General features: G+C 65.0%; 22 protein-coding genes and 1 pseudogene. 10 read left to right on the top strand and 13 right to left on the bottom strand.

Annotated elements, in window-relative coordinates:
• The coding region (locus tag ABZV44_RS27000) for an enoyl-CoA hydratase-related protein (RefSeq protein ID WP_354841810.1) at nt 1–206 on the bottom strand (206 nt) is incomplete at its 3' end.
• A gap of 162 nt (nt 207–368) precedes the next feature.
• Nucleotides 369–620: a hypothetical protein gene (locus tag ABZV44_RS26995; RefSeq protein ID WP_354841807.1), complete on the bottom strand. Its 252-nt coding sequence runs from the start codon at nt 618–620 to the stop codon at nt 369–371.
• 1,008 nt (nt 621–1,628) lie between these two features.
• Between ABZV44_RS26995 and ABZV44_RS26990 the strand changes: the two genes are divergently transcribed.
• Together ABZV44_RS26990 and ABZV44_RS26985 are read left to right on the top strand one after the other, a co-directional pair.
• Nucleotides 1,629–2,411, top strand: coding sequence for an OB-fold domain-containing protein (locus tag ABZV44_RS26990; RefSeq protein WP_354841804.1), 783 nt, complete (start codon nt 1,629–1,631; stop codon nt 2,409–2,411).
• A 59-nt stretch (nt 2,412–2,470) separates the two neighbouring features.
• Complete coding sequence (locus tag ABZV44_RS26985) at nt 2,471–3,715, top strand: serine hydrolase domain-containing protein (RefSeq protein WP_354841802.1); 1,245 nt, start codon at nt 2,471–2,473, stop codon at nt 3,713–3,715.
• A gap of 432 nt (nt 3,716–4,147) precedes the next feature.
• Here the strand turns inward: ABZV44_RS26985 and ABZV44_RS26980 are convergent, their stop codons facing one another.
• Together ABZV44_RS26980 and ABZV44_RS26975 are read right to left on the bottom strand one after the other, a co-directional pair.
• Nucleotides 4,148–5,629, bottom strand: a complete 1,482-nt coding sequence (locus ABZV44_RS26980; RefSeq protein ID WP_354841799.1) for an enoyl-CoA hydratase-related protein — start codon at nt 5,627–5,629, stop codon at nt 4,148–4,150.
• A gap of 308 nt (nt 5,630–5,937) precedes the next feature.
• Nucleotides 5,938–6,241 (bottom strand): annotated as a pseudogene (locus ABZV44_RS26975) (TetR/AcrR family transcriptional regulator); the annotation flags it as partial.
• A 1,032-nt stretch (nt 6,242–7,273) separates the two neighbouring features.
• Between ABZV44_RS26975 and ABZV44_RS26970 the strand changes: the two are divergent.
• The 3 genes from ABZV44_RS26970 (at nt 7,274) to ABZV44_RS26960 (ending at nt 9,316) form a co-directional block, all read left to right on the top strand.
• Entirely contained in the window at nt 7,274–7,738 is a 465-nt protein-coding gene (locus ABZV44_RS26970) for a hypothetical protein (protein WP_354841796.1), read from the top strand.
• A gap of 522 nt (nt 7,739–8,260) precedes the next feature.
• Entirely contained in the window at nt 8,261–8,752 is a 492-nt protein-coding gene (locus ABZV44_RS26965; RefSeq protein WP_354841793.1) for a MarR family transcriptional regulator, read from the top strand.
• Between the two features lie 48 nt (nt 8,753–8,800).
• Nucleotides 8,801–9,316, top strand: coding sequence for a LysR family transcriptional regulator (locus ABZV44_RS26960; protein ID WP_354841790.1), 516 nt, complete (start codon nt 8,801–8,803; stop codon nt 9,314–9,316).
• Between the two features lie 161 nt (nt 9,317–9,477).
• Here ABZV44_RS26960 and ABZV44_RS26955 read toward each other — a convergent pair whose 3' ends face one another.
• Complete coding sequence (locus tag ABZV44_RS26955; protein ID WP_354841787.1) at nt 9,478–12,759, bottom strand: protein kinase; 3,282 nt, start codon at nt 12,757–12,759, stop codon at nt 9,478–9,480.
• A gap of 514 nt (nt 12,760–13,273) precedes the next feature.
• On the opposite strand from ABZV44_RS26955, the gene ABZV44_RS26950 reads away from it, so the two are divergent.
• From ABZV44_RS26950 to ABZV44_RS26940, 3 genes are all read left to right on the top strand, one after another.
• Nucleotides 13,274–13,696 (top strand): OB-fold domain-containing protein, encoded by a 423-nt coding sequence (locus ABZV44_RS26950; RefSeq protein WP_354841784.1) that lies wholly within the window; start codon nt 13,274–13,276, stop codon nt 13,694–13,696.
• Nucleotides 13,697–13,840: 144 nt separating this feature from the next.
• On the top strand, nt 13,841–14,164 hold the full coding sequence (locus tag ABZV44_RS26945; RefSeq protein WP_354841781.1) for a hypothetical protein: 324 nt from the start codon (nt 13,841–13,843) through the stop codon (nt 14,162–14,164).
• 318 nt (nt 14,165–14,482) lie between these two features.
• Nucleotides 14,483–15,028, top strand: coding sequence for a hypothetical protein (locus tag ABZV44_RS26940; RefSeq protein ID WP_354841778.1), 546 nt, complete (start codon nt 14,483–14,485; stop codon nt 15,026–15,028).
• Nucleotides 15,029–15,173: 145 nt separating this feature from the next.
• On the opposite strand, the gene ABZV44_RS26935 is transcribed toward ABZV44_RS26940, so the two are convergent.
• The 5 genes from ABZV44_RS26935 to ABZV44_RS26915 all read right to left on the bottom strand — a co-directional run bounded on the left by ABZV44_RS26935 (nt 15,174) and on the right by ABZV44_RS26915 (nt 19,521).
• On the bottom strand, nt 15,174–15,599 hold the full coding sequence (locus tag ABZV44_RS26935) for a hypothetical protein (protein ID WP_354841775.1): 426 nt from the start codon (nt 15,597–15,599) through the stop codon (nt 15,174–15,176).
• Nucleotides 15,600–16,027: 428 nt separating this feature from the next.
• Nucleotides 16,028–16,285 carry a hypothetical protein gene (locus ABZV44_RS26930; RefSeq protein ID WP_354841773.1) on the bottom strand — a complete coding sequence of 86 codons (258 nt, stop codon included), beginning with the start codon at nt 16,283–16,285 and terminating at the stop codon, nt 16,028–16,030.
• A gap of 205 nt (nt 16,286–16,490) precedes the next feature.
• A complete protein-coding gene (locus ABZV44_RS26925) occupies nt 16,491–17,741 on the bottom strand; it encodes a HipA domain-containing protein (RefSeq protein WP_354841771.1) in 1,251 nt (416 codons plus the stop codon).
• Nucleotides 17,742–17,743: 2 nt separating this feature from the next.
• Entirely contained in the window at nt 17,744–18,031 is a 288-nt protein-coding gene (locus tag ABZV44_RS26920; RefSeq protein ID WP_354841768.1) for a helix-turn-helix domain-containing protein, read from the bottom strand.
• Between the two features lie 251 nt (nt 18,032–18,282).
• A complete protein-coding gene (locus tag ABZV44_RS26915; RefSeq protein WP_354841765.1) occupies nt 18,283–19,521 on the bottom strand; it encodes a cytochrome P450 in 1,239 nt (412 codons plus the stop codon).
• Nucleotides 19,522–19,529: 8 nt separating this feature from the next.
• On the opposite strand from ABZV44_RS26915, the gene ABZV44_RS26910 reads away from it, so the two are divergent.
• Nucleotides 19,530–20,447 (top strand): helix-turn-helix domain-containing protein, encoded by a 918-nt coding sequence (locus tag ABZV44_RS26910; protein ID WP_354841762.1) that lies wholly within the window; start codon nt 19,530–19,532, stop codon nt 20,445–20,447.
• 18 nt (nt 20,448–20,465) lie between these two features.
• Here the strand turns inward: ABZV44_RS26910 and ABZV44_RS26905 are convergent, their stop codons facing one another.
• Complete coding sequence (locus ABZV44_RS26905) at nt 20,466–21,362, bottom strand: tyrosine-protein phosphatase (protein ID WP_354841759.1); 897 nt, start codon at nt 21,360–21,362, stop codon at nt 20,466–20,468.
• A 305-nt stretch (nt 21,363–21,667) separates the two neighbouring features.
• Between ABZV44_RS26905 and ABZV44_RS26900 the strand changes: the two genes are divergently transcribed.
• A complete protein-coding gene (locus tag ABZV44_RS26900; RefSeq protein WP_354841756.1) occupies nt 21,668–22,633 on the top strand; it encodes a LysR substrate-binding domain-containing protein in 966 nt (321 codons plus the stop codon).
• Between the two features lie 482 nt (nt 22,634–23,115).
• Here the strand turns inward: ABZV44_RS26900 and ABZV44_RS26895 are convergent, their stop codons facing one another.
• A complete protein-coding gene (locus ABZV44_RS26895) occupies nt 23,116–24,654 on the bottom strand; it encodes a cellulase family glycosylhydrolase (protein ID WP_354841753.1) in 1,539 nt (512 codons plus the stop codon).
• A 140-nt stretch (nt 24,655–24,794) separates the two neighbouring features.
• Nucleotides 24,795–25,799, bottom strand: a complete 1,005-nt coding sequence (locus ABZV44_RS26890; RefSeq protein ID WP_354841751.1) for an alpha/beta hydrolase family protein — start codon at nt 25,797–25,799, stop codon at nt 24,795–24,797.
• Nucleotides 25,800–25,830: the final 31 nt, after the last annotated feature.

Here is a 25,830-nt window from a genome sequence, read left to right as displayed (position 1 = left end):
AGGACCGCGCCGACGTCGGGGCTCATGCGGGCGTGGTCGAGGGCACGGTAGAGCTCGTCGACGGTGTGCGGCCGGAACGCATTGCGTACCTCGGGACGATCGAAGGCGATCCGCACCGTGCCCTGCTCGATGTGCCGGTGGTACGTGATGTCGGTGAGGTTCTCGAATCCCGGGACGACATTCCACAGATCTGGATTGAAGGTCACCGCGCCCACCCTAGACAAGTTCACATTTCGCGAGATCCACGACCCATGTCCCGCTGGCAATGGCGAGCCGAAATGCTGTGCAATACACCACTTCTCGCCTGGTACAGGTCAGGTTGCCCGACAACATGGACGGGTCCGCACAGCAACGCGTTCGATCGCGATCTAGTTGTATTCCGGATGGATCCAATGAGGATGCCTAGCAGCGAGGTGGTCGTCGATCGCGGCCTCGACCAGCTCCCGCCAACGCGGATTGCTCTGGGTGGTGTTCTCGTCGCGAAACCACCGGCAACCAACCGTCGGGCACAAGAATCGATAGGTGCCGAGATTGTCGATGCGGCCACCCAGGCTTATGGGGCGCTTACGGCTCGCACCAGCGTCGCGACGACTGCCGAAGGCTGAAAGTTCGTCTCCCACTCCAACACTCAATCACAGGCGGACATGCAGGCGACACTTACGAACCGCGTGGTATGTGATCTTGTGACAGGCGGCCTCCGATTTCGAACGGGCACAGCTGCGTCGCTCTCGGCGGGCGCTCGACGATTTCAACGCTGCACTGCGGCGCTGGCTCGATCGCTGCTGACGCTGCATCGAGCATGTGCTGTGCCACGTTGTGGGCCAGCAGGTTTCAAGCATCTCGGCTAATTTGCACAACGCGTGGGGCACCCGTAGGGTCCGGCCTGGGCCGACCTGTATACCCCCAAGCGGTGTTGACCCACGCGATGGTGGCCAGTTGCAGCTCGAACGCTGCCGGCTGCCGACGATGTCGATGTCGCCGGGTCAAATTCCCCCTTCACCCGGCGGCATCGCTCTGTCGAATCGGTCACCTCGTCATTGCGGTCGGAGATCATCCGCCGCGCCGGGTCCGTCCTGGCCGACGACTCCGACCCTGGACAGCCTGCCCCGCCCTTCTGCGAACAGGCTTGCTCAACCATCTCAGTACCCGCCTGCCAACCAGCGCCGAGCGCATGATCGAACTACACCGGTGTTACCCGGACCTCGTCCTGGACGGCCTGACAAACCCGCCGCAGCGAGGCGGCCCGTCCACCGCCGCGCCCGAGCCGAGCTCCGACACCTGTGGGTCCCCTGACCGCATTCGAGCGATCGACACCGCGACCTCCGTGAAATTCACTATCCTCGAGGTCGCCGCGGTACTGTCTGCGCTCAGGCGCTGACCGCACGCCATCCAGACGAGTCAGCCATGTAGCGGGCCTTCAAGCAGGTGAATGCCTGCGGTTCCTATCCTGCAGACACGTCGCGTCGTGCCGGACGGATTTGTGCCTGCCAGCCCTTGTCGACCGGTGCCTCCATTGGGCGGGGGTGGCAAAAATAGGTATGTCGTGGGTAGTTCTGCCGTCGCGGGCAGGGCCCTCCGTGACGCAGGCTCGTCAGTGACAGCGCAGGCAAGAACTGGCGAGGATTGCGATGTTCGACTACAAGCCGGAGAACCCACGACACCACGGCGGCACGACCCTGATGATCAGGCGTTGCACTGACTGTGCAACGTTGGTCGCGCCAATGACCAACGCCTGCTCATCGTGCCGAGCCACGACTCTGGACTGGGTACCCTCCTCGGGCACCGGGTCGATCGTGTCGTGGAAAGTGGCGCACCACCCCTCGAACACCGGGGCGTGGGAACAGTCGACGGTCGCCATTGTCGAACTCGACGACGGCCCCTGGATCTACTCCACGATCTACGGTGAGCTCCCACCACCCTCGGACAAGCCGATCCGTGTCCGATACGAACCCGACCCGCCCGAAGACCGGTTCCCGGTTTTCGCCATCGACACCACCGATCCACGGCCTTCGGACAGCAGCACCCCGCCCGGCAGCGCGCCCGCGAATGATCCGAAGCGCCCGCAGTCGGTGACTTCCCCGGAGACGCACACCACCCACGACCCGGGATGGGTTCGTTCCTCGATGACGCATTGCGATTTCCTGGCGGCCAACAAATCGCTCGACACGGCCGCGAGATCCGTGGTCGAGTTCGCGATCCGACAGGCCCCGTCCGGCGGCGCCAGCGCCGGCGAACTACTGGTCGCCTTCGGCGTCACCCGCTGGCGGTTCGTGCAGATGATCCGCGAGGCCCTCGTCCAACGCCCCAGCGACACCCGGGATGCGCGCACGCTCAAACGCAACCTGCTGGACTCGCTGTCATGGGCGTGGCGCGCCTACCCCGACTCTTCGGCTTCCTACGTCCCCTGCTAGCGACGCAGTTCGATTCCCCTGTGCTGCAAAGAAATTCAGTAACAAAAGGCGACAACGACGTGCCTGATCCACTTCCCTCCCGACCCGATCACCCTCAGGCCGCCGGCACCGTCGTGCACGGCACCTGGGCACCCCGCTACGCCGATGCGATCGCCGCATTCGCCCGGCTGTTCTCCACCGGCCGCGGTGGCGGCGCACTGGCGGTCTACCACCGCGGCCGCCCTGTGGTCGACGTCTGGACCGGCACCGCCGACCCGGACCGCGGCACCGCCTGGCAACGCGACACCGCCGCACTGTCGTATTCGACGTCCAAAGGCATCACCGCCACCGTGCTGCACCGGCTGGCCGAACGCGGACTGATCGACTACCACGCACCGGTCGCCGAGTACTGGCCCGCCTTCGGCGCCAACGGCAAGAAGAAGATCACCGTCGCCGAAGTCCTCAGCCACCGCGCCGGACTCTCACACGTCACCCCGCTGGCCAAAAACCTCGACGAGCTGGTCGACCACCACCTGATGGAAGAGCGGATCGCCGCCGCCGCACCGGACCGATGGCGCGGAATACCCGCATACCACGCGATCTCCTTCGGCTGGCTGGCCGCCGGAATCGCCCGCGCGGTCACCGGTAAGGGAATGAGCGAGCTGTACCGCACCGAACTCGCCGAACCCCTGGGCACCGACGGGCTCCACCTCGGCACCCCACCATCATCGGCGAAGACCACCGTCGCCGTCTCGCACGGATCATCCGTCCCGTTCGGCATCCCAGGCGCCGCCCAGGTCCTGCGGTTCGCCGGACGAATCCCCCTGCCGGGCACCGGATTCGTCCGAGCCATCTACACCCACGGCATCGAAGGGCTGACCTCCGGAAGCGCCCCAGCGATCCTGACCGGTGAAATGCCTGCCGCCAATGGAGTATTCACCGCCCGCGCTGTCGCCTCCGTCTACAACACGATCGTCACCGACACCCCCCTGCTGTCACGGTCACGGGTGCAGCAGGTATCACGCGTACAGACCTGGCTCCCGGACCGAAACCTGCTGCTCCCCATGGGCTGGCGACTCGGCTACCACTCCATCCCCGCGCCCGGCGCCCCACGAGGCTTCGGACACGGCGGGCTCGCCGGCTCCGGCGGCTGGGCCGACCCCGACAGCGGCCTCGCCGTCGGACTCGTACACAACTGGCTCCCCGACGCACGCCACCTACCCCGCGACCAATTCGTCCTCCCCCGCCTGCTCGCCCCCGTCGTCCGCGCCGCCACCGGCACCACACACCCCCAACCGAAGGATCCAAGTACGGGGATCAGCTGACGAGGAGCGCCGGATTGTTCGCCGGAGATCGATCCTGTTTCTCGCCAGTCCATCGCGCAACCGTCCGGCTCCCTTGCCCGCGCTGCGATGACCCACGCGCCTCCACGCTCGGACTACCGGAACGACGACGCCGATGGCTCGACGAACCCGTACCGAAGTTGCGGTATGACATTGGGAGACAGCTGATTACGCTTGCGCCAGCGCGACCGGGAATGGGCGCTCGAACAACGTTCCCACCAGCAGTTCGACGAACTGGTCCACCGCGGACTCGGACTGGTCGTTGTGCCGACGAAACCGGCGTACATGCTCATCCCCACATGAGAAGCAAGGGCAAGTCCATCGACTCGACGTCGGTGGGCTCGGCGGCCAGGTGAGCCTGGTGCGCACCCTTGAAGTGATCGATAGCCATCAGGTCTGCTCCGTTTGCGTGAGTTATCCGAGAAGGTGGGCGGGTGTGGCCGAGGGGCGGGCCTTCGTCACGAAGTCGTGGCGGAGCCGGTGATAGGGCTCGCCCGGGCCGTCGAAGTGTTGACGCATCCGGCCGAGTTCCTCGGATCGGTACGCCGCCAAGGGTTTTGCCGCCTCGTCCACTGCGCGGCCAAGCTTCTTGTCGAGCAGTCGACCCCCTGTGGTGGACAGGGCCGCCGACAGGGTGGCGGCCTCTCGCCGCACCCAGGCACGAAACTCTCCGACATCTCCTGCGACGACGCGGTCCACCAGGCCGAGAGCCTCGGCGGCGCGTGCACCGACCGGCAGTGCTTCCCGCATCAGGCGATCGGCCTGCTGTGTACCGACCCGGCGTGGCAACGTGTAGGTCCAGTACTCGGACCCGTACAAACCCATCAGCCGGTAATGCGGGTTGAGCACAGTGGACTCCCGGCACCAGACCTCGTCAGCGGCCAGTGCCAGCATCACTCCACCCGCAGCCGCGCTCCCGGCCAGTGCCGAGATCACCAATTTGTCCGTGGTCGTGAGAATCGCCTCGACCAGGTCGTCGATGGCGTTGATATTGCGCCAGGACTCGTCCGCGGGGTCCGCGGCGGCTTCGATGACATCGAGGTGGATGCCGTTGGAGAAGAAGTCGCGCGTCGGCCCCAGCACGAGCACGGTTGTCGGTCGAGCGCACGCCTGCCGATACGCGTCGAGTAGCCGCCGGCACTGGTCTGTGCTCATTGCTCCACCGGCAAAAGAGAATTCGAGATGGCCGACGTTGCCGAGTTCGTAGTACCGCAGCTCGGACCAGGTATCGCGGGTTGCGGCCTCGGCTGCCGAAATGGGAAGGTCCGGCACTCCGGCCAGGAGCTCGCGGTCTATCACCGCGGTGGCGGGCAGCTTGAAAGTCGCTGGGCCGCCGGGTATCCGGCGGCTGCGCAGCTGCGGTAGCCAGACCGCGCCGTCCACGGTGGCTCGGCAGATCGCGCCGTCCCGGGTAGCGAGAACGGCGCCCGGCGTCCCGCGCAGTCGATCCTCACGATGCCCGCCGTGTACGAAGTACGGGCGTCCGTACAGCTCGTCCAGCACACCGGGTTGGGAGTCGGCCGCGCGCAGCTTGCGGAGCACCATTTCCGTGCTGTCGCTGGACCAATCGATACGTCGAAACTCCTGCGCGTGATATGGCCGCTGCCGTCCGCGGACATCGGGACGGTCGTAGTCGAGCGGTTCGGGCTCGAAGCCCCCCTGCTCGAAATGGTCAACCGCCCGCAATACTGCACACACCGCGGCATCGGAGACTTCGGTACGGTACAACTCACTTTTCCCACAGGGCCGCATCACAAACGACTCCGAGGCCCAGATCGGACCCGCGTCCAATTCCGCGACGGCCTGCAGAACGGTGACGCCCCACTCGGTGGCGCCGGAACTGATCGCCCAGTCCAGCGCCGACGGGCCCCGGTCACCCTTTGGGCCCGGGTGCACGATCAGCACTGTGTTCTCCGACCAAATATCTTCTGGCACAGCGACTGTCAGCATCGGCGCAAGGATCAAGTCGGGCCGGAATCGCGCTACACCCGCCCGTAGCGACTCGTCACCGAGTGCCAACTCGACCCCCACGCGGTGCCCCCGCTGCCGCAATTCGGCATGAATACGCTGAGTGAGGCTGTTGAATGCGCTCGAGAGAAGCAGGATTCGCACTGGGTCTCCTTAACACATTGAGCTCGATGCGACAGAAACCGACACGCACCAGAAATTCAAAAACAATGAGGGACAGAAAGGGCCTGCCACTTTCAAGAAGCATGTATGCCGATACCTTGCACATGAGAGTCCGGCCGACGCGGCACCGACGACAGACCGCCCCAGCCAGCGCGACTGCCGCATCGACCGCATCACCCTTGGGGATCGGGCGACCAGCTTCCAGCCAGTACTGTGCCGCGAATTGCCTCGCACCGACCAGGCCAACCGCCAAGGTTCGAGCCTGATAGGACTCCAGTCCCGCATCCTGCGCAACGATGTCGAATACCGCGTCCACGCATGCCTCGACCCTCGCGTGACACGCCGCCGTACCGAGAGCTCACCAGGTACGTCGGACTCAGCCGTCCGCCGCAGGCGCCGCAGTGGGCACCGCCATCGACGGGGTGATCGGGTGTGCCGGCGGAGCGCTGCTTGTCACGGCGTCGGTTGCGGTCGCCTCTCTGATACTTCACCACCGTCACGAACCCTTCACCACGGCGACGCCCGCCACCAAATAACCGATGCACCCCGGCCGCACCCTTCCGGCGCGGCCGAAACCCACCATCAAGCCTGTCACCGAGCACGGCCACCACAGGGCATCGCGGCAGGAGACCATCGGGGTCGTTGCCTCGTGGCCTGCGATCGCGGGATGCCGCAATTCGCCGATTCGGACGAGGTCGGTTACGCGAACCGAATTCAGTTCTCACCCACAGGCCGTCACCTCGAGCAGCGTTCCGTCACCGAGTGAACACATGGCAAAACGCCGTTTACATGCGCATGGCAACCTCTCGATAAGCGAAATTTCGATCCGACATGGTCGCTGATCCGCGCGACTCGGCGATGGACGCAAATTGTTGGGAAACCCACTTCTTCCGCAAGAGAAGCCTGAGACTCGCCAACCGCGCGGGCCAGCCGATGGCCAAAATTTGAACAAAACACCAGGTCAGGGCACATGTTTGATCGAATTGACTGCGGATTCTGCCCGTGATCGCAAGACCGATGAGTGCCAGAGGTTCGATCGATTCGCGTCAGAGCCTTAGCGGAATTAACTTTCCAAACTGAATAATTAATAGCAGATAAGGACCTGCCGGAACCATCCTCCGACCTAGCCATCGATGCCAAAACGTTATTTCCGATTTCGATCGATGCCAGATGTGAACAGGTTATATTTTAGACCCCTTATGGTTACGGCGCGACATCTCGGGTCGTACCGTTTCTTCACTTTTGGAGATAGTTATGAGATCGACTGCATCCATGCTGCTTCGTGCCGGAGTTGTTACTCCGATGGCGCTTGCCACTGTCTTCTGTTTAGCTGCACCCGCAAATGCCGCCGCCGTCAGCGTGAACTGGAGTTGCCAGGGCACCGTCTTCGGCATAGGCCAAACCTCGAGCATGACCACATCGGTCAGCGGCACCGCGCCGGCCTCGGCGGCATCCGGCTCCGCGGTGGCCATCACCCTCACCCCCGGTGTTTCCACGGTTCCCGGCTCGGCCTCGGGCTTCACCGTGAACAACATCAGCAACCTGAAGATGATCTTCCCGACTCCGGCGAATTCGACGCTGGTCTCGGCTACCGCTTCCGGTGGTAGCGTGGCCGGCACCGTCACCACCTCGGGCGGGAATGTCGTTCTCACGGTGCCGGGTCCGATCGCCGGCGGCTCGAGCTTCACCCCGCCGGCGGTGACCATCAATGTCACGGCCGGTACTCCCGGAACGCCGATCACCAGCAAGTACGCGGGGACCAGCTATGCCAATCCCGGGATGACCATGACGACCAACGTTCAATGGGTCGGCAATGTCGCGACCGCGTGCTATCCGAATCCGTCCCCGACGCTCACCACCACAGCTGTCAGCTGAGTCCGAGGGCAGACGGAACCGCGTGACAGTCGGTATCCGCTCTGGCGAAATGTGGTGAATATGCCTGGACTGGGCTGTTACCAGCAGCCCAGTTCAGGTTCCGCCCGATCGGATCGGACAATCGCCGCCCCGGACGGCGTTCGGCCGCTTCGGCTTTCGTGCCGCAAAAGCCACTCTGACCGGGGTGTGTAATGCAGAATATCGTATCGGCTCACTGTGTCGCGGATGTCCGGGCACTGCCTCCGGCAGCTTCGGCGGCCGGGGCGGTGCCCGCCCTCGGGACGATCGTCAGCCGCGGTATGGACTGTTGACCTATCGTCGATAGGAGTTGGGAGATGCCCGCATCGAACACCTCGCGGGATCCGCACCGCACGACCGCGGCCCGCGATATTCATTGAGTCCATCGAGCTCGGTGGTTCATGCGCGAAATCATGCTGTTCGACGATCGATCGAACCGTGGTCGTGGAATCCGTTGAGAGGTTTCATGTTTCAAGTGTTCGAGGGTGGGAGCCTGTGCGTCCGATGTCAACCGAACCCGCTCGGATCGCAGTAGAGCTCAGAAAGGCTCTGGAGTTCTATCACGGAACTGCCGAGGATCTGGCCCGCGAATCGATCAGATTGCTGGGCGTGAACGAGACCGATCGACGTGCGCTGGAAATCGTCCTGCTCGGGGACGAGAAGTCCACGACACCCGGAATGCTGGCCGAACGGCTGGGGCTCACCGCCGCAGGCGCCACCGTCATGCTCAACCGGCTGGAGAAGCAGGGCTATATCGCTCGCTCACTGCACCCCACCGATCGTCGCCGCGTGATCGTGGTGGCCACCGATCTCGCCGCCCGTCGCGTGCAGGAACTCATCTCACCATTGGTCGACGAGGGCTACAAGATGATGCTGAGCTGGTTCGATCCCGCCGAACTCGAGATGATCGCGGGCTTTCTCACCCGGGCGGGCGAACTGCAACGAACCCACCGGCAACGGCTACGCAACATGGACCCCTACCCGCGGGCAAAATAGGTATGCCCCCGGGTCATTCGACGGTCGTGCGACCACTCCGCACAGACGATGCTGAAGCGAAATCCATCAGCACCGTTCCGCGGACGTTCCATGTTCCCACCGAATGCCCAGAACCCGGACGGTGTCAGCGACGACCGCGCTGACCTCGACCGCTGCGACACTGCCGGCCATTCACGTGAGAGTTTGGGACACAACCCGTTTCGGACGTCTGACCAGCCTAGATCGCCCCGCACGGAAGTCCGCTGTCGACAGTTCCAGTATTTCGTCGCGGTCGCGGAGGAGCTGAGTTTCACTCGGGCCGCCGAGCGGTTGCACCTGTCGCAGCAGGGCCTGAGCACACAGATCGAACAGCTCGAGCACGAAATGGACGTCGCGCTGTTCTCGCGGACCACCCGGCAGGTGGAGCTCACGGCGGCTGGTGCGGCGTTTCTGCGACATGTCCGGGACACGTTGGCCAGGGCACCGATTATTCGCGGTAGCCCCACGTCTTCGGGAGGCTGGCCCCACGTCTTTGGGGGGCTGCGAGCCTTTCCAATATTCCGCAACATTCCGGAGAACGCGTAACTTGGATATTCATGAGCCGCTGTGCAATACGAGCATTCGCTCACCGGGAAATGCTAGAGCACAGCGAAAGAGAACTTAAATCCTATTTTGAGGACCGTTGACAGCCCGGTATTGTCCATGGTCGCGCAGCGAGGTGGCCGATCATTTCGATCGGCGGTCGATCACGGATTCTGGCGTTCCGCACCTTCTTCGATCCATGCCGCGATCTGGGCGCGGGAGGTGAATCCGAGTTTGGTGAGGATGTGCTCGACGTGGCCCTGGGCGGTGCGTTGGGAGATCACCAGTTCGGCGGCGATCTGTTTGTTGGTCAGGCCCCGGGCGACGAGGTCTGCGACCTGGCGTTCACGCTTGGTCAGAGCCACGCCCGGACCCGAGGTCTGCGGAGCGACGGCGGGCTGCTCGCCGAGTGCGTACGCCACGGCCGCGTCCATCCCCATCGCTCGGCCGCTGCGGACGGCCGCATCGAACCTGCGCGCGCCGAGGGCCGACCGGGTCAGCCGGAGACATTCGTCGTGATACTGCGGCACAAGCGGGACGACACTCGCGACGGTACCGAGGGACCGATCGAGTTCCTGCGCGGCTCCCATCAGTACGGCCGCGCGCTCGGCATCACCGTCGGCGCACGCGGCCCAGGCCAACGCCTCGAGACTCACCGCAGCGATGAGCGGGCTGCGTATTGGCCGATGGATTCTCAATGCCTTCTCGAGCAGCTCGGTGGCCTGGGCCCGGTCGCCTTCCTGCCAGGCGATAGTGCCCAGGCCGTAGAACGCAGTCGAACGGAAGAGGGTTTCGCCGTGCGCGTCGGCGATGGAGATCAGCCGCCGGTAGGACTCGGCCGCCCGTTGGGTATCACCGGCAAGTCCATGCACCAAACCGAGTGCGAGCAAAGAGGCAAAGTACGCGAATCCGGGCCGATAGGAATCGAGCGCCTCGACGGCGCGTTCGAGGCGCGAGGTCGCGAGGGCAAGGTCCCAACGATAAACCGCCACTCCACCGTCGGAGCTGTCCATCAGCGCCTGGTTCATCGGCGTGGGATCTTGCTGGGCGAGGCGACGCCCCTCCTCGACGAGCGCGGCCGCCGCCGGCACATCACCTCGCATCACCACCATGGCGCAACAGGCGTGGATCGCTTTGACCCGGTCGGGGATGGATTGCCGGGCGGGGTGGGCGAGAGCACGCTCGATCCAGCGGCGACCTTCGCTGTACAGGCCCCGGAAAGTCCAGAACCCCGCCAGTGCGGCGGTGGTCCGCAGTCCGGTTGCGGCCGCCTGGTCGGTGTCCTCGGCCAGGCAGTACTCGAGCGCGCCGCGCAGATTCGGTAGTTCGCGGTCGAGCCGGGCTACCCAGTAGGGCTGCCGGTCGCTGATCCACTGGTCGTCCGCGGCCAGCGCCAAATCCTGGTACCACTCGCGGTGCCGCCGGCACAAATCGGCGTATTCGCCGATTTCCTGGAGCTTCTGCCGCCCGTAGTCACGCACCGTCTCCAGCATCCGCAGCCGCACCACACCCTGCGACTCGACCCGGATCAGGATCGACTTGTCCACCAGCGAGGACACCACATCCAGCAAACTGTCGGCATCCAAGTCGATGCCGCAGATCCCTTCGACAGCGTCGAGCTCGAAACCACCGGCGAACACGGACAGCCGCGCCCACAGCCGCTGCTCGACCGGGCTGCACAGCCGGTAGCTCCAATCGACACACCACCGCAGCGTCTGCTGCCGCGTCGGCGCGCTGCGACTGGCGCGGGTCAACAACGCATACCGGTCGTCGAGCCGCCCCAGGATCTGCTCGGGCGACATCGTGCGGACCCGCGCCGCGGCCAGTTCGATCGCCAGCGGCAATCCGTCCAGCCGCGCGCAGATCCGGGCCACCGTTGCCTTGTCGTCGTTGGAGAGCCGCAGGCCCGGCACCGCCGCGGTCGCGCGGTCGGCGAACAAGGTCACCGCGTCGTAGCGGGGCAGTTCCCGCGACGACGGCTCCCGCTCCGGATCCGGGATCGGCAGCGGCGGCACCCGCAGCACCACCTCTCCGCCGATATCGAGCGGTTCGCGGCTGGTGGCGAGGATCCGCAGGTTCGCACACGCCCGCAACCACGTCTCGGCCAGCCGCGCGACCGCCAGGGCCAGGTGCTCGCAGTTGTCCAGCACCAGTAGCGACTCCCGATCGGACAGGAACTCCAGCACCACCTGCGGCAACGGCCGTGCCAGATCATCACGCAACCCCAGGGCAGCCGCCACCACGTCGACCAGCAGGGACGGATCGGTGACGTCGGCCAGCTCGACCAGCCACAACCCGTCGCCGAACTCGCGGCGCACAGTCGCCGCGGAATGCAGCGCCAGCCGCGTCTTGCCGACCCCGCCGATCCCGGTCAATGTCACCAATCGCGCCGAGGCCAGCAGATTCTTCACCTCCGCCACCTCGTTGCGTCGGTCGACGAAACTGGTCAACTCCGGCGGCAGGTCGCCTGCACCCTGCGAAGGCGCTGACGCCCGCGCACGCCACCCCGACGCGACGCGCCCGCGCTCCTCGCGCTCGTGTGCCGGTTCGGCCTGCAACGCCATCTCCTTCACGGCGTACCCGTGAAGGCGCTGTGCCTGCCGGATCGCCTCCCCCAGCGCCTGCGCCGACGGCCGCTCAGCAGGATCACGGCTCATCGCCGCCGCCATCAGCGCGGCGATGTCCTCCGCAATGCCCTGCTCACGCAGATCCGGCACCGGCTCGGTGGTGATCCGCAGAAACTGGGTCACCACGTTCTCCCCGCTGCGCCGCTCGAACGCCGCATGCCCGGTCAACGCGCAGAACAGGGTCGCGCCCAATCCGTAGACATCCGCCGCGGGAGTCGGAGCCTCCCCCTCGAGCACCTCCGGAGCTGTGAACGCCGGCGACCCGGTCACGGTGCCCGTCTCGGTCCGGAACCCGCCCGCGATACGCGCGATCCCGAAATCCGTCAACGCGGGCTCGCCGTAATCGGTCAATAAAATATTGCCCGGCTTCACATCCCGATGCAGGATGCCCAGCCGATGCGCGCTCTCCAACGCCCCGGCGATCTTCACGCCGATCCACAACACCGTCTCCGCCTGCAGCGGACCTTGCTCGCGGATCCGGGCATCCAGCGAACCCAATGGGTGATACGGCATCACCAGAAACGGGCGCCCGTTCGCGGTGGCCCCCGCCTGCAGCATCGTGACGATATTCGGATGCCCCGTCAACCGGCCCATCGCCCGCTGCTCCCGGAAAAAACGCGCCCGGCTCTCGGCATCCAGCTCGGCGGTCAGGACCTTCACCGCCACCGTCCGATCCAGCTCCTCCTGCGTGCAGCGATACACCACACCGAAACCGCCCCGCCCGATCTCCTCCGCATCCTCGAACCCGGCCTCGGCCAATTCCTCTGTCACCGAATCGAACACGTCACGGACCGTCCGGAACCGATCATCCTCGATCATCAGTTACACACCACCCGCCAGCCAGGGCACGAACACGGAGAATCACTGTGTTAACTCGTCGTTAATGGACAGCGTATCCCCACCGACCTCGGCGACCGAAGTAGTTGAGCGAGAGCGAACCTGTGCCCACCGTGCCTCTCTATCGCAGCGGTTTCGCCCTGGTGGCGGCGCACATCCGGGGTCTCCGAACCAACTCGGGCCCGCCCGCTGACAACCGCTGCCCGCGTCGGCCGCTGAGGACTCGGATAACGACGAGGGGGCGCCCCAGACACTCAGATCCGCAATATCTCCATACGGCGATTCGTGGAGTGACCTGTTCATACGCACGCACCAGCGAAGGCGCGGCCAAAAATAGGTATGCCCCCGGCTATTCAACCGTCGTGGGAGTACTCCGCACGGACGATGCTGAAGCGAAATCCACCAGCACCGATCCGCGGAGGTTTCCATGTTCCCGCCGAATGCCCAGCAATCAGAGGGTGCTAGCGACGACGGCGCCTGTCGTGTCGAAGACACGTTGACGATCCGGCGTTGCGCGGCCTGCGACAAGCTCTTCGCGCCGCTGACCCCCGCGTGTTCCGCCTGCGCGTCCGACGATCTCGAGTGGGTGCCCTCGTCCGGTGCGGGTTCGATCGTGTCGTGGCGGGTGGTCCATCGCGCGAGTGATCCGCACGGCGAGTTGACGCCGTTGACGATCGCCGTAGTCGAACTCGACGAGGGCCCATGGGTCTACACCTCCATCGAAGGTGAAGTCCCGCTGATCTCCACCGGGCCGGTGCGCGTGTACTTCCAGCCCAGTCCCCGCCAGGACGGGTTCCCGGTCTTCAAAGTCGACTCAGATTCGCGACAGCCGGCGCTCACGATCGCCAAGCTGGTCATCGCCGCCCGCGCCGGCAGATCGGCATCGCGCATGCCGGCCACAACCCGCCCACTTCCGTGAGCAGATCAGCCGCGCCCGCATACCGAGAGCGATGGCACAGGGTGCACAGATGCCGCCCCTGGGCCGACAGATCCAGATGACACACCTCCCGGCTGCTGGAGGTAACCCTCTCGTGGCCGACCGACCGGGAAACCGGATGCTTCGATGACTGCTTTACTGCCTCTTGCCTATGGATATGTGCGCGACGATCTGCTGAGTGATCGCGACCCGAATTCCAGCGACTGCATATTGCGGGCCGCCGCCAGATCACTCGGGTATGCGCTGGGCACCGTATTCCACGAGTCGGAACCACAGAACGCGACATTGCCCCCGGCGTTCGTCGATCTCGTCCAGGAATGCCGGCGCGCCAAGGCACAAACTGTGCTGACGTTGCCCGGACACCTGTCGGGCATGTCCGTGTGCCGCATGGTCCTGCTCGCGATCCTCGAGGTACGAGCCGAAGCCGCAGTACAGGAAGTTCACCCATGACCTGGATGATGTTCTGCCTGCCCTGACCGGGCAGGCCACCATGGAAGTCATCGCACGATGAACACCATTTCCGCGCCACTGGCCGATTCGTCGATCATGCTGCGCCGCAACCTGAAACACGTCGCCCGCGGCGGACGTCTATAGTCGCGGCGCTACCTGCTTCGCCGTGCTGACCGGACATGCGGCGCAGCGGCGAGCAACTGGTCGCCCAATTCGCGCGAATTACCCGGCAACCGACGCCAAACCTGCGCGTGCACTGTATCGACGAGGACATCTCGACTGCGGCGACTGCTCGACGCGGACGGCAAGACCGGACAGGTGGATCGGGTCCGGAGCTGCTCGGCACTCGATGGCAAACGCGTCGAACACAATGCGTCGCTGCGGGTCTCGAACGACTGGGATCCCGGCGCGCACAAGGTCGTCTGCCCCGATGACCAGCGCCTGATCGGGATCACCTCCTCCGACCAGCGCGGGCTGTGCACCGACGCGACCGAAGGCGACCTCTGGCAGCAGGGCACGACCGCGGTGAAGGTCGCCCAGGAGAAGGTCACCACCGACTGGGCGAGCGGGTTCACCAGATACCAGTGTGCCGAAGGACAATTCATGATCGGCTACAGCCAGCGCGGAGACGGCATGTCGGCCATCCTTTGTGCACCGGGCCGGATTCCGCTGGCGGGCGCGGGCCGCACCCTCTGGGATGACAAATATGACCAGCGCCCCGCCTCGGGCGAGAGCGGCGACTACGCCGAGGGCCACATCAAGGCCCAGTGCAATGCCGATGAATACGCGGCGGGCATCGCCTTCTCGTGGAAGTTCTGGCGCGGCGGACACCCCGACGCCCTCTCCTGCCGCAAGCTGAAGTAGCCCTACCCGGCGGTCGACAGAGCGAACCCGACGGCCCCGACCGAACATTCGGCGGGGCCGTCGGCCATTTTCCGCGACCCGGAGCTCGCACAAGAGCATGCGGACTGAAACGTCAGCGACTCGCCTGCCACGCGGTGCGTTGCGTTCAGGCCGAGACGCGGTCCGTTCCCTGGAGAATCGCCAGCCGGATGGCGGCCAGCACCACTGCTCGGTGCGGCAATCCGAGCCGGCCCGGCTCCGGCTCGTTCGCCCAGTGCCAGCCCGGCTCGTGGTCGGAGGTCGGCAGCATGATGTGGCTGCCGCGGTCCGGCATGGTTACGCCGTTCTCCTGCAAGAAGGTTCGAAGTCGCTGGGGTACGGGGTGATATGGGAGGGGCGGGGCGACCAGGAAGGTCCAGAAGCGGTCGCGCGGGTCGGCGACCACCGGTGTGGACGGCAGCCAGGACAGCCGCAGGCGGACCCGGTCGCCCAGCGATTCCGGCAGCGCCAGTGCCTCGACCGCAGCGCCGACGGTGAGGAGCGGGCGGTCGGCGTACATCTCCACCGGTAGTCCGAAGCGCGCTCTCAGCACATGGGCTGATTCGTAAGGGGAACAACATGATTCGAACATCGAAACCTCCGTGCGCGCAACGAGGGGTGCACCCGGTGCCAGGGGTGTCCGCGGGTTCCCGTGGCCGACGCGAGGCATGAACGGAGGATTCGCGTCGAGTGCGGACACCGGGCGATTGGAGGCTCGTCGACCGGCACCGGGTGCGAGAACAGTCTCGACCATCAACCGTGCCACAACGGTGACGCCCGGATGGCATCCGGATGACCGGCTGTAAATCTGTGTCCCCCAACAGCGAACCGGTAACCGTGAGAAAGCTCACCAGCGAAACCGACCGCCCCGGAGTACTTTTCACCACGACATCGAGGCAACCAAGCTTGATACAAAGTTGCCACTCGGAGACGTTGGTGAATCAATATGCAAGCCAGGGCGTTCCAGATCGGTGCCGTCGTTCACAAAGAGTCGATTCGCGAGGAACCGCTCTCCGATCCCGGCCGGCTCGCACGCTGGTCGGCGCGGGCGATCCTGACGATGTGCAGACGGCTGCCGACCTCCCCGGGGAAGCGGCGGGATGTGATCGTCACCGGTTGCCAGCCGCTGGGGCTGTGGGCGCGGATCCGCGTGGGGGTGACAGCTTTGGAGTCGAGCAGTCCGGGCTGCAGCATGACCGCGGTTTTCGCGATCGCGTCCCAGTCGTCGCGGTGGATCAATTCGGCGTCGCCCTCGCGTTGCCAGTCGATCCAGGTGGGTACGTGCCCGACCCATTGCGCGATGAGCGGGACAGCTCGCCAGCGAAACAGAACGCCTCGGAGGACCTTTCACGACCCCACATCAGCAAGCTCTGCCGGAACCATCTCGGCTGCACGGTGGAAGTCCGGGCACCCGGCCTTGGCGATCGAGCAGAAGCTTTCCGGTTCAGTCAGGGCGGAGTTCGCTGCTGCGGGTGGTGATCAAGGCGGCCAGCCGGTGGGTGGTTTTGTCGTCGAATCCGATGGTGGCGACTCGGTCTGCCCATGGTTCGGCGGCGGTGGTGATGCGGGTGAGGCTGCGATCGATGGCTCGTTTGGTGATGCCGAGTCGGGTGGCCGCTTCGGCCCACCAGCGGTAGACCAGTTTCGTGTCGCGGCCGTAGAGCTGCACCGCCATGGGATCGTTCCAGCTCAGATACGGTTGGGTGCTGAGTAGATCGTAGGCGGGTGTGGGCTCCCAGATGCCGTGGTGGTTGCGACGGATCGACAGGTTCTTGCCATGGAGGTCCCCGTTGCCGATGAGGTAACTGAACGCGGCGATTTCGAGCAGTTGCAGGACCGCCAGGGGGCGTGAGCCTCTGCCTTCGGCAACGGCGTCGGCGAGGGCTGTGATGGCTTGCTGCAAAGTGATTCGGTATTTGGCGGCGGGGTAACGGCCCAGTACCTGGCACGCATCTTCTTGGGCGAGTCGGTCGACAGCACCGTCTTCGACGACACGGTCGAAGCGGTCGACGAACAGTGCGGTGCGCCCGTACCGGTCAGCGGTGAGTTGGTGCGCGGGGACGCGGATTCCGCAGGCTTGGGCCATGTCGAGAAAGAAGTTCTCATTCTCGACCAGCAGCGAGTACTCGGGCGGATTGAGTTTGAGGATGGCCGGACCATTCGTGGTGGACACCGGAGTCGAGATCATTCGAGCGGAGACTTTGACCTGCACGCCGGGCAGTGCGGTGCGGTCGAGGTCATCGGCGCCAGCGGAGGTGGCACGGTTGAACAGGGAGGTGAAGTCGGCAGTCGTGGTGTCGGATTGGTCGTACAGGGGCGGGGGGTCGCCGAGTTCGCGGCCCGCGGGCAGGATTTGCACGTCGCCGATGGTGTCGCCGCCGACCACCAGCAGGATGCTGAACTGGTCGTCTTCGCTGGTCCGGATTGCTGTGGTGACCGCGGACAAGCGAAGTCCCTCAGGCAGCAGGCCGGCGAAGAACGCAGGCACCGAGCCTGCGGTTGCCCGGAACTGCCCGTGTTGCTTGGGCAGGGTGAAAGCGATCGGCGGGCTCGTCGGGTCGGCGAGGTAGTCGGTCAGGTAGGTGAAGACGGTGTCGTCGCGATCACGTCGCAGGTGGCCGGCGAGACGACCTGCCTTATAAACGTCGGCGTCGTCGATCGCCCGCAACTGGCCGAGGTCGGAGGGGCTGGTCATCGTTACCTGGATTCGTCGACTCGAAGTCCGGCACTGCGAAGTTCAACGCTGCGGTTGTCGAGAGCGCGCGCGTCGGTAGGGGTGAGGCTCACCAGGGTCAGACCCAGTGCGTCCAGGACGCGGAGTGTGATCGCGAGAGTTGGCGAGGTGTGTCCTGCCTCGAGCGTGCGGACGGAGGACACACCGACATCGGCCAGGTCAGCCAGATCCAATTGAGTGAGTCCGAGCGCTCGGCGGCGCTGAGCCAGCGAGGTTCCGAACGCGGTGAGCGGTCCATCGGTCCGTCGCACCCGCTCTCTAGGCCCAGAGCGCTTCATGCCACCTTCTATCGTTGCTATGACACTGCTTAACTACTAGACGGCGTCGATCCGCAGATATCTCACACATTAAGCGTGTTATCGCAACGATAGTCTGTTCGCGAACGCTACAAAAGGGTGTCATGCAATTTAATCATTGCTATCGCAATGATTAGATTGAACGAGCGTCGTCGACCTCGGTGATCTCGGTGCCCAACGTGGTCCAACGCCGTCTGTGCTCGGCGTCAGTGCAGCTGGACCGGGAGGACGGTCAGGCCTCGGACGATCAGGCTTTTGCGCCAGTGGAGGTCGGCGTCGGGGGCGAGTTCGAGATTGGGGAAGGTGGATAGGAGGCGGGCGAGGGCGATGGCGCTTTCGGTGCGGGCCAAGGGGGCGCCTACGCAGCGGTGGATGCCGTGGCCGAAGGCTATGTGGTTGGGGGCGCGGTCGGGGTCGAAGCGGTGAGGGTCGGGGAATTGGGTGGGGTCGCGGTCGGCGGCTGCCATGGAGATGAGGATGAGTTGGTCCTGGGGGATTTCGATGCCGCCGAGGGTGGTGGGGGCGGTGGTGTAGCGGAAGGTTGCTTCGGTGGCGGGGGCTTCGAAGCGGAGGACCTCCTCGATGAAGGCGGGAATGCGGTCCGGGTCGGCGAGGAGGGCCTGGTGAAGGTTCTTGTCGGCCAGGAAGATTGCGACGCCGTTGCCGATGAGGTTGACCGTGGTCTCGAAGCCGGCGACCAGGAGCAGGAAGACCATGCTGATCAGTTCGCGGTGGCTGAGGCGGTCGTCGTCCGCCCGGGCGGCAATGAGTTCGGAGAGCAGGTCCTGGCCGGGGGTCGCGTCCTTGGTGCGGATCAGCTGGTCGATGTAGCGGACGAAATCCATGACCGCGGTGGCGCGGGCCTCGTTGCTCTCCTCGCTGGACAACAGTGAGGTGGACCAGCGCTGGAAGGCGTCGCGGTCCGTGCCGGGCACACCGAGTAGTTCGCAGATCACCGACATGCCGAGCGGGACGGCGAAGCGTTCCAGCAGATCGACGACTTCGCCACGGCCGGAAGCCAAGTCGGCGAGCAACTCGTCGGCGAGTTCGCTGATCCGCGGCGACAGCTCGGCCATGGCGCGTCCGCTGAAGGCCCGGTTGACCAGGCTGCGCAGGCGGGTGTGCTCCGGCGGGTCGTAGAAGACCATCATGTCCGCGAACATGCTGCCGCCGAGATGCCGGTCGCCGCCCTCCGCCGCGACCGTGGCCTTGGCGCCGGGGGACTTGAGGACCTTGCTGATGGCTGGGTCGGTGAACGCGGCCTTGGCGACCTCGAAATCGGTGATCAGCCATCCGAGTCCGGAATCCGGCAGGCGGACCCGATGCACCGCTCCCTTGCCCCGCAGCTGGTCGTACACCGTGTGCGGGTCATCGAAGAAGTTATCGGTCAGTTCGATGACCTCGGTCGCCAAATTGTCTGCCGGAGAGCCGATCTCGTACCCCATGTTTCGGAATGTATCAGGGCGGGTCCGGCGCGACCCGAACCGAACATCCCCGGCCCGTATATACAATCGCGTTGCATGTAGTACCCAGAGAGGATCCGCCGAGAGTGGTGAACGAGCCCACGAAACCGTCGTTGGGGCAGCATCTTACGTTTTTGCGCAAGCGCGAAGAGGTCCACAGGCACGAGACCGGCGAGCTTCCCGCGGCGCGCAAGTTCAGCCGGGAAAAGGCCGCGGCCGAAGCGCATATCACCGCCAGCTACCTGACCAAGGTCGAGCGCGACGAGGTCGGACAGGTCGACGTCGGGATCCTGCGGGTGCTGGCGACGACCTATCAGGCCAGCGACGACGAGTGGCGCTATATCTGCGATCTGGCCGGCTACGCCTCGCCCTATCCGTCCATCACCGGAATCGGCCCGGCCCTGGAGATCCCGGATTTCGCGGTGTTCGAGACCGCGGTGACATCGATCATGGACACCGAAATGACCGAGGCGGCAGCCGATCTCGTGTCCTTCTACGCGCCGCAGCGCCGGCTGATCACGGCGAATCAGGCCTACTACGACACCTTCCCGACGCATCGGCCGGGGATGTACATGCTCGAGTGGTCGTTCACCGACGAGGCTCGGGAAATCATGATCAACTGGAATGACCAGGTGGGGATCGGAGTCGCCACCCATCGAGGATTCATGGGGCGCTACGGCCACACCTCGTGGGCGCAGGAATACCACGAACGGCTGGAGCGATTCCCCGACTTCCGGGCCATGTGGGAAGCCGGGGCCGTGACATACACGCTGCCACTGGATATGCAATCGCGCCTGCGGGTTCGAGGCGGGCTGTACTCGCTGACCATGGAGAACTGGCAGATGCAGCACCAGCTGCCGATCGTCCGTTCCCGGGGCCGGCTCCATCCCCTGGACGCCGACTCCTGACAGCCCGCCGCCGGGCGGCTACTGGATCAGCTTGTGCTTCAGCTGTTCAATGGTCTGACCCTTCAGGCCCAGACCGTCCTTCAGATACTTGTCGACCGAACCGTAAGTCGCGGTGAGCTGATCGATTCCGGCCTGCAGGTAGCTGCGGTCCACACCGAGCAGCGGCTGGTAGAGGGCGGCGGCCGCGTCGCCCTTGGCAGCCTTGATCTGGGCGAGGGTGGCGGCGATGGAGGCGGCCGAGTACTGGTTGGTGAGCAGGTAGTCGTTCATGATGGTGTCGGAGTCGACGCCGGCGATGCTCAGCAGCAGGTAGGCGGCCCAGCCGGTGCGGTCCTTGCCCGCGGTGCAGTGGAAGACGGCGGGACCGTCCTGACCGGCGAGCTGGGTCAGCAGATTCGCGAATCCCGCACGCTCGTCCGTGCCGGTGACGAAGAGCCGGTTGATGTCCCGCATGAAGTTGGCGGCGTCATCGGGCGACTTCAATTTCGCCACGGCGCTGGACAGATCGCCGCCGAGAATCGGGATGTTCACGTACGCAGCGCCGGCCGGAACACGGTCCTGTTTGGCGGCGATCTCGCTGCTGCTGCGCAGGTCGAAGACGCTGCTCAGGTGCAGCCCGTTCAGCGTGGCCAAATCGGAATCGTTGGGGGTCAGCGCGTTCGAGCGGTAGAACACCCCCTTGTCGACGTGATGGCTGCCCTGCGCGTCGTAACCGGCCCCGGTGCCCGCGACATCACGGAAATTGTCGACGCTGGCGAGCCGGGGCGCATCCGCCGCCTGATCGGCTTTCGGCTTGGCGGTCGCCGCCGGCAGCGCCGACAGCTGGGCATCCACCACGTTTCCGAGCAACGGGCTTGCCAGCAGCCCAGCACTCAGCGCGACAACGACGGCGCTACGACGCCACGAAACAGACAACTCTCAGACTCCTGTTCGTGCCTGCCACCCGCGCCCTGATCTGCGACAACGCGTGACACGCAATTGATCGCAGACAGATCTACGCGGACCGGATGAACCGGCGGAAACCAATCAGAAAACAGTCCAACGGGTCTCATTCAGCGGGACATCGGCTACCCGGGACGCGGTCGTGCGGATACGACGAGGAGTGAGTGAGTACGAATCTCTGCTCCGACCTGGATAACTGCTGCAAAATTGCTGATCGTTCAAGGCGGAGTTGGCGGAATGACCCATTTAGGACATCTGACCAGCCTAGACTGCCCTGCGTGGAAGTTCATTCTCGGCAGTTGCAATACTTCATCGCGGTAGCGGAAGAGTTGAGTTTTACCCGTGCCGCCCAGCGGCTCCACGTCTCCCAGCAGGGTCTGAGCACACAGATCAAACAGCTGGAGCACGATATGGATGTCGCACTGTTCTCGCGCACAACCCGGCAGGTGGAGCTGACGGCGGCCGGGGCGGCATTCCTGCAGCATGTCCGAGAAGCTTTGGCCAGCTTGGCTTTCGGGCTCGAGGAGGCCCGTGCCGTGCATCGCGGTGAACACGACAGGCTGGTGCTGGGCTGCCTGGAGGGGGCGGCGCTGACCCTGACCGAGCCGATTCTGGCAGCGTTCCGGGAACGCCATCCCGAGGTCACCCTCGAGATGAACCACTTCACGTACGAGACGCCGTCGGCGGGCCTGTCGAGCGGGCAGGTGGATGTCGCGATCGTGCGGCGGCCCTTCGCGGACGCGGGGCTGCGATTCGAGCCGCTGTTCGAGCAGCCGTTGATGGTGATGCTGCCCGCGCACCATCACCTGGCCGACCGTGCGGAGGTCACGACGGAGGAACTGCTGGACGAGCCGATTCTCTCCTCGGCAGCCACCGACCCGGTGTGGAATGCCTTCTGGCAGCTGGACTCTCATCGCGGTGGTCGCCCCGCACCGGTGGCCTATCACGCCAAGACCCTGCTCGAGGAATTGCACCAGGTTGCTACGGGGGCCGCCATCGCACTGACGGTGCCGTGTGCGGCGTGGATCAAGTTTCCCGGCGTGCGCCTGGTCCCCGTGACCGACGCGGCCCCCAACCAGGTCGCGGTGAGCTGGCGCGCCGGACACGAGAACGCCCTCGTACGTTCGTTCATCGAGGTCGCGCGCCGGGTTCGCGATGCGAATCCCGGCCTGCTCGCGCGGCTTCAAGCGCCGCGCTGCCACGACCGGCAACACGCTCGCGCGGCCGCCGCGATACCGTCCTGACCTCTTCGCGCCCGGCGAACCTCGCTGCGCGATACCACTTACGATCTACAATTGTTCCTTGTCGATCATCCCCGACAATTGATTTCAGTTCTTTTCCCATGTGCCATAACGTTTTCGATGTGAGCGCAAGCTCATTCGAAAACACCTGAAGGAGAAGAACAAATGGGTTCGGTCGCCAATTTCCTGCTGGACGCTCTCATCTCGGAGCTGACCAAGAAGCTGTTCAGCGGTTCCGCCGGCACCAAGGCGTAATTCGCCCCTGCCCCGGGCGCATTGACATAGAAGCGGTGCCGAGTCGTACGACAACGACTCGGCACCGCTTTCTTGCGTCCGGACACCGGGGCAACGGCACAAGGCCCGGAACCTGATGGTTCCGCCGGCGCGAAGAGAAATCCGAATTCGAGACCGATTCACAAACCCCGGCTGTCGATAACGTTGCCAGGAACTCGAACACCTCGATCACTCAAAGGACGAACACCGGTTCAAGAGCCCGATCCGGAGGACGAGCCCGATCCGGATCCGCTGGCAGAGCCGGACGCCGAGCCGGACGCGGAACCCGTTCCGACCGGGCCGTCGGGCACGGTCGCGCCCTTCGATCCGGGACGGTTGATGTATACCGTGACCGGCGTCGAGCCGTTGGCCTGCACGGTCACCACGCGGGCACCGGTGGGTGAAATCACCGTGCCGCCGTCGACGCGCACTTGATAGCCGTCCGGGTAGTGGAGGTCGGAGACGTAGATCTCGGTAGGCTTCGTCGTGGCATGGGGGGTGAAGCGGTAGGCGAAGTCGCCGTTACCCGAGTCGAAGATCATCCGGCCGGGTGTGCCCGCGGTAGCCTGCGGATAGGTGCGCACCAGCTGCGTGCCGATATCGCCGCGGAACGGTTCGTCGCCCCGGTAGGCCCAATACTGCCAACCCAGGAACCGGTCATCGGCGTTGATCAGCGTATTGCTCAGCACCGTCGCGTCGCCGTCACCGAATTCGGTGACCAGCGCAGGGATTCCGGTTCGATGCTGGAAGGCGTCGATATTGCCCCAGGTCTTGCCCTGCTGCAGCGGGCACAGGCCGCGCAGCAAGGTCGGCAACCCGTTGTAGACGGCCATCTGGCTGGGAATGCAGTAGTCGTGCGGCGCGAAGACGATCCCGGGTGCGCTGATCGGCGGATTCTTGCCCAGGTTGGTAGGCATGGTCTCGTTCCAGGTGACATTGGGCTCCCAGAGCACCATGATGTCGCCGTTTCGGACCCGCACCGCGTCGGTCAGCTTCTGCATGGCCGCTTGATATTTCGTATCGAAGCCCGAACAGCCGTTGGGATAGCAGGACAGAAACGCCGAGCCGGGCCACGGCTCGTTGAGCAGCTCGATACCGAGCGCACCCGGGTGGCCCTTCATCTTGTCCGCGAGCGCGCCCAGCGCCTGCCCCAGATAGTCCAACGCGCCGAAGCTGTTGTTCCACAGCTCGTCCCAGGCGGAGTTCATGCTGGGCATCAGATAGAAGAGTGGGAAGCCGGGATTGTTTTCGCCAGGGCCGGGCCGGGCGTGGATGGCCCATTCGGGAAACCCGTTGCCGCCCCAGATCCTGGACAGTCCGTCCTGGTGATTGTCGAGCACGGTGTGAATACCATACTGCGCCAACAGGTCCACTACGCCGGCGACGCGATCGAGGTACGCGGTGTCGACCACGCCCCGGGTCGGCATGAGCCCGTCGAAATTGACTCCGAGCCGAACAGTGTTGAAGCCGTGCTGAGACAGCAGTTCCGCATCCTGCGCGCTGAGAGTCAGCCCGGGCTCGAAGTAGGGCGGTTCCTTGTTCACGCTGTTGACGCCGTGCAGCAATACGACCCGGCCGTACTCGTCGACGAACCGGGAGCCGTCGACATGCAATCCCGAAATTCCTTCGGGCGCGGCCATGCTGGACGGCGTCGAAGCGCCGAGCACGCAGCAGGCCGCCGCCGCCAAGACAGCGAGTGATCGGGTCAATCGCTTGGCCCGGCGGGGCGTGCCGATGACCTTCGTGTTCATGATCTTCCTGTTCAGTGATCGACACCGCCGCCGGTCCGGAGCTCGAGTCGGCCGCCGACGGTGCCGACCATTCGAGATGGCCCCACGTCGTTTGGGGGGCGCAGCGAGCCGGTACGGACGGCTCGCGTCTACACGCCCGGCTACTCCACGCCGAGCGCGGAGGCCAGCAGCGGCCAGGAGTTGTGGAGGTCTTGTTGCCAGTAGGCCCAGGTGTGGGTTCCGGTGGGCCGGAAATCGACCTGGGCCGGAATATTCAGGGCGGCAAGATGATCGGCGAGCTGATGAGTGCACGAGTTGGTGGCGGCCTCGATCATGCCGCCCAGCACCATCTGATTCGCCTTGGTGATCACCTGGTCGGGTGTGGACTGCGCAGCGAGCTCCTCGGCGGGTCCGGGCAGGCCGGTGCCGCTGGAAAGGTAGATCGCCTTGCCGCGCAGGCTGTCCGCGTTCAGAACGGCATCGTGGGCGCGCCAGGCCGGGTCGTCATCGGGGCCCCACATGTTCTTGGGGTCGGCGTCACCGCGCGCCAGCACCAGGCGGATGTAGGCCCGTCCGGCGGGATCCGAGGTGGACGCGCAGCCGCTGTAGGCCGCGACCGCTGAGTACACGTCCGGCGCGGCCGATATGAGGTCCAGCGCCGAGGTGGCCGACATGGAAACGCCCGCAATCGCATTCATGCCCGATGTGCGCAGGGCCGCGTCGATGATGGGCGGCAGTTCCCGGGTCAGGAACGTCTCCCAGCGGTTGCGACCCAGCTTCGGATCGTCCTGTTGCCAGTCGGTGTAGTAGGAGAATTCTCCTCCGACCGGAGTAACCACGTTCACGTTCTTGTTCCAGAAGAACGTGACGATATCGGTCCGGCTGTACCAATTGGTGATATCGGTCCCGCCGCTGGCACCGTTGAGCAGGTACAAGGTCGGCGCGTTTGCCTGGGGTGCGGCGAGTACCTGCAACGGGATTACCCGTTGCATGGCAGCCGAATACACGTAGAACATCTCCTGCCGCTGTCCCGCACGATCGATGTGATCCAGATGGGAGGCGACTTCGGCACGCGAAATCTGGAGCGCGCCCGGAGCTACATACAGCAGAGCCGCCGCGACGGAGCACGACACGACGAGCGACGAAATGGTCCGTCTGGGCGACACGACTGACTCCTCGGAAACAGCGCTGAAAAGG

It is taken from the genome of Nocardia sp. NPDC004860 (genome assembly GCF_040609015.1).
Taxonomy (GTDB): Bacteria; Actinomycetota; Actinomycetes; order Mycobacteriales; family Mycobacteriaceae; genus Nocardia.
This window is presented reverse-complemented; position numbering and strand designations above follow the sequence as displayed.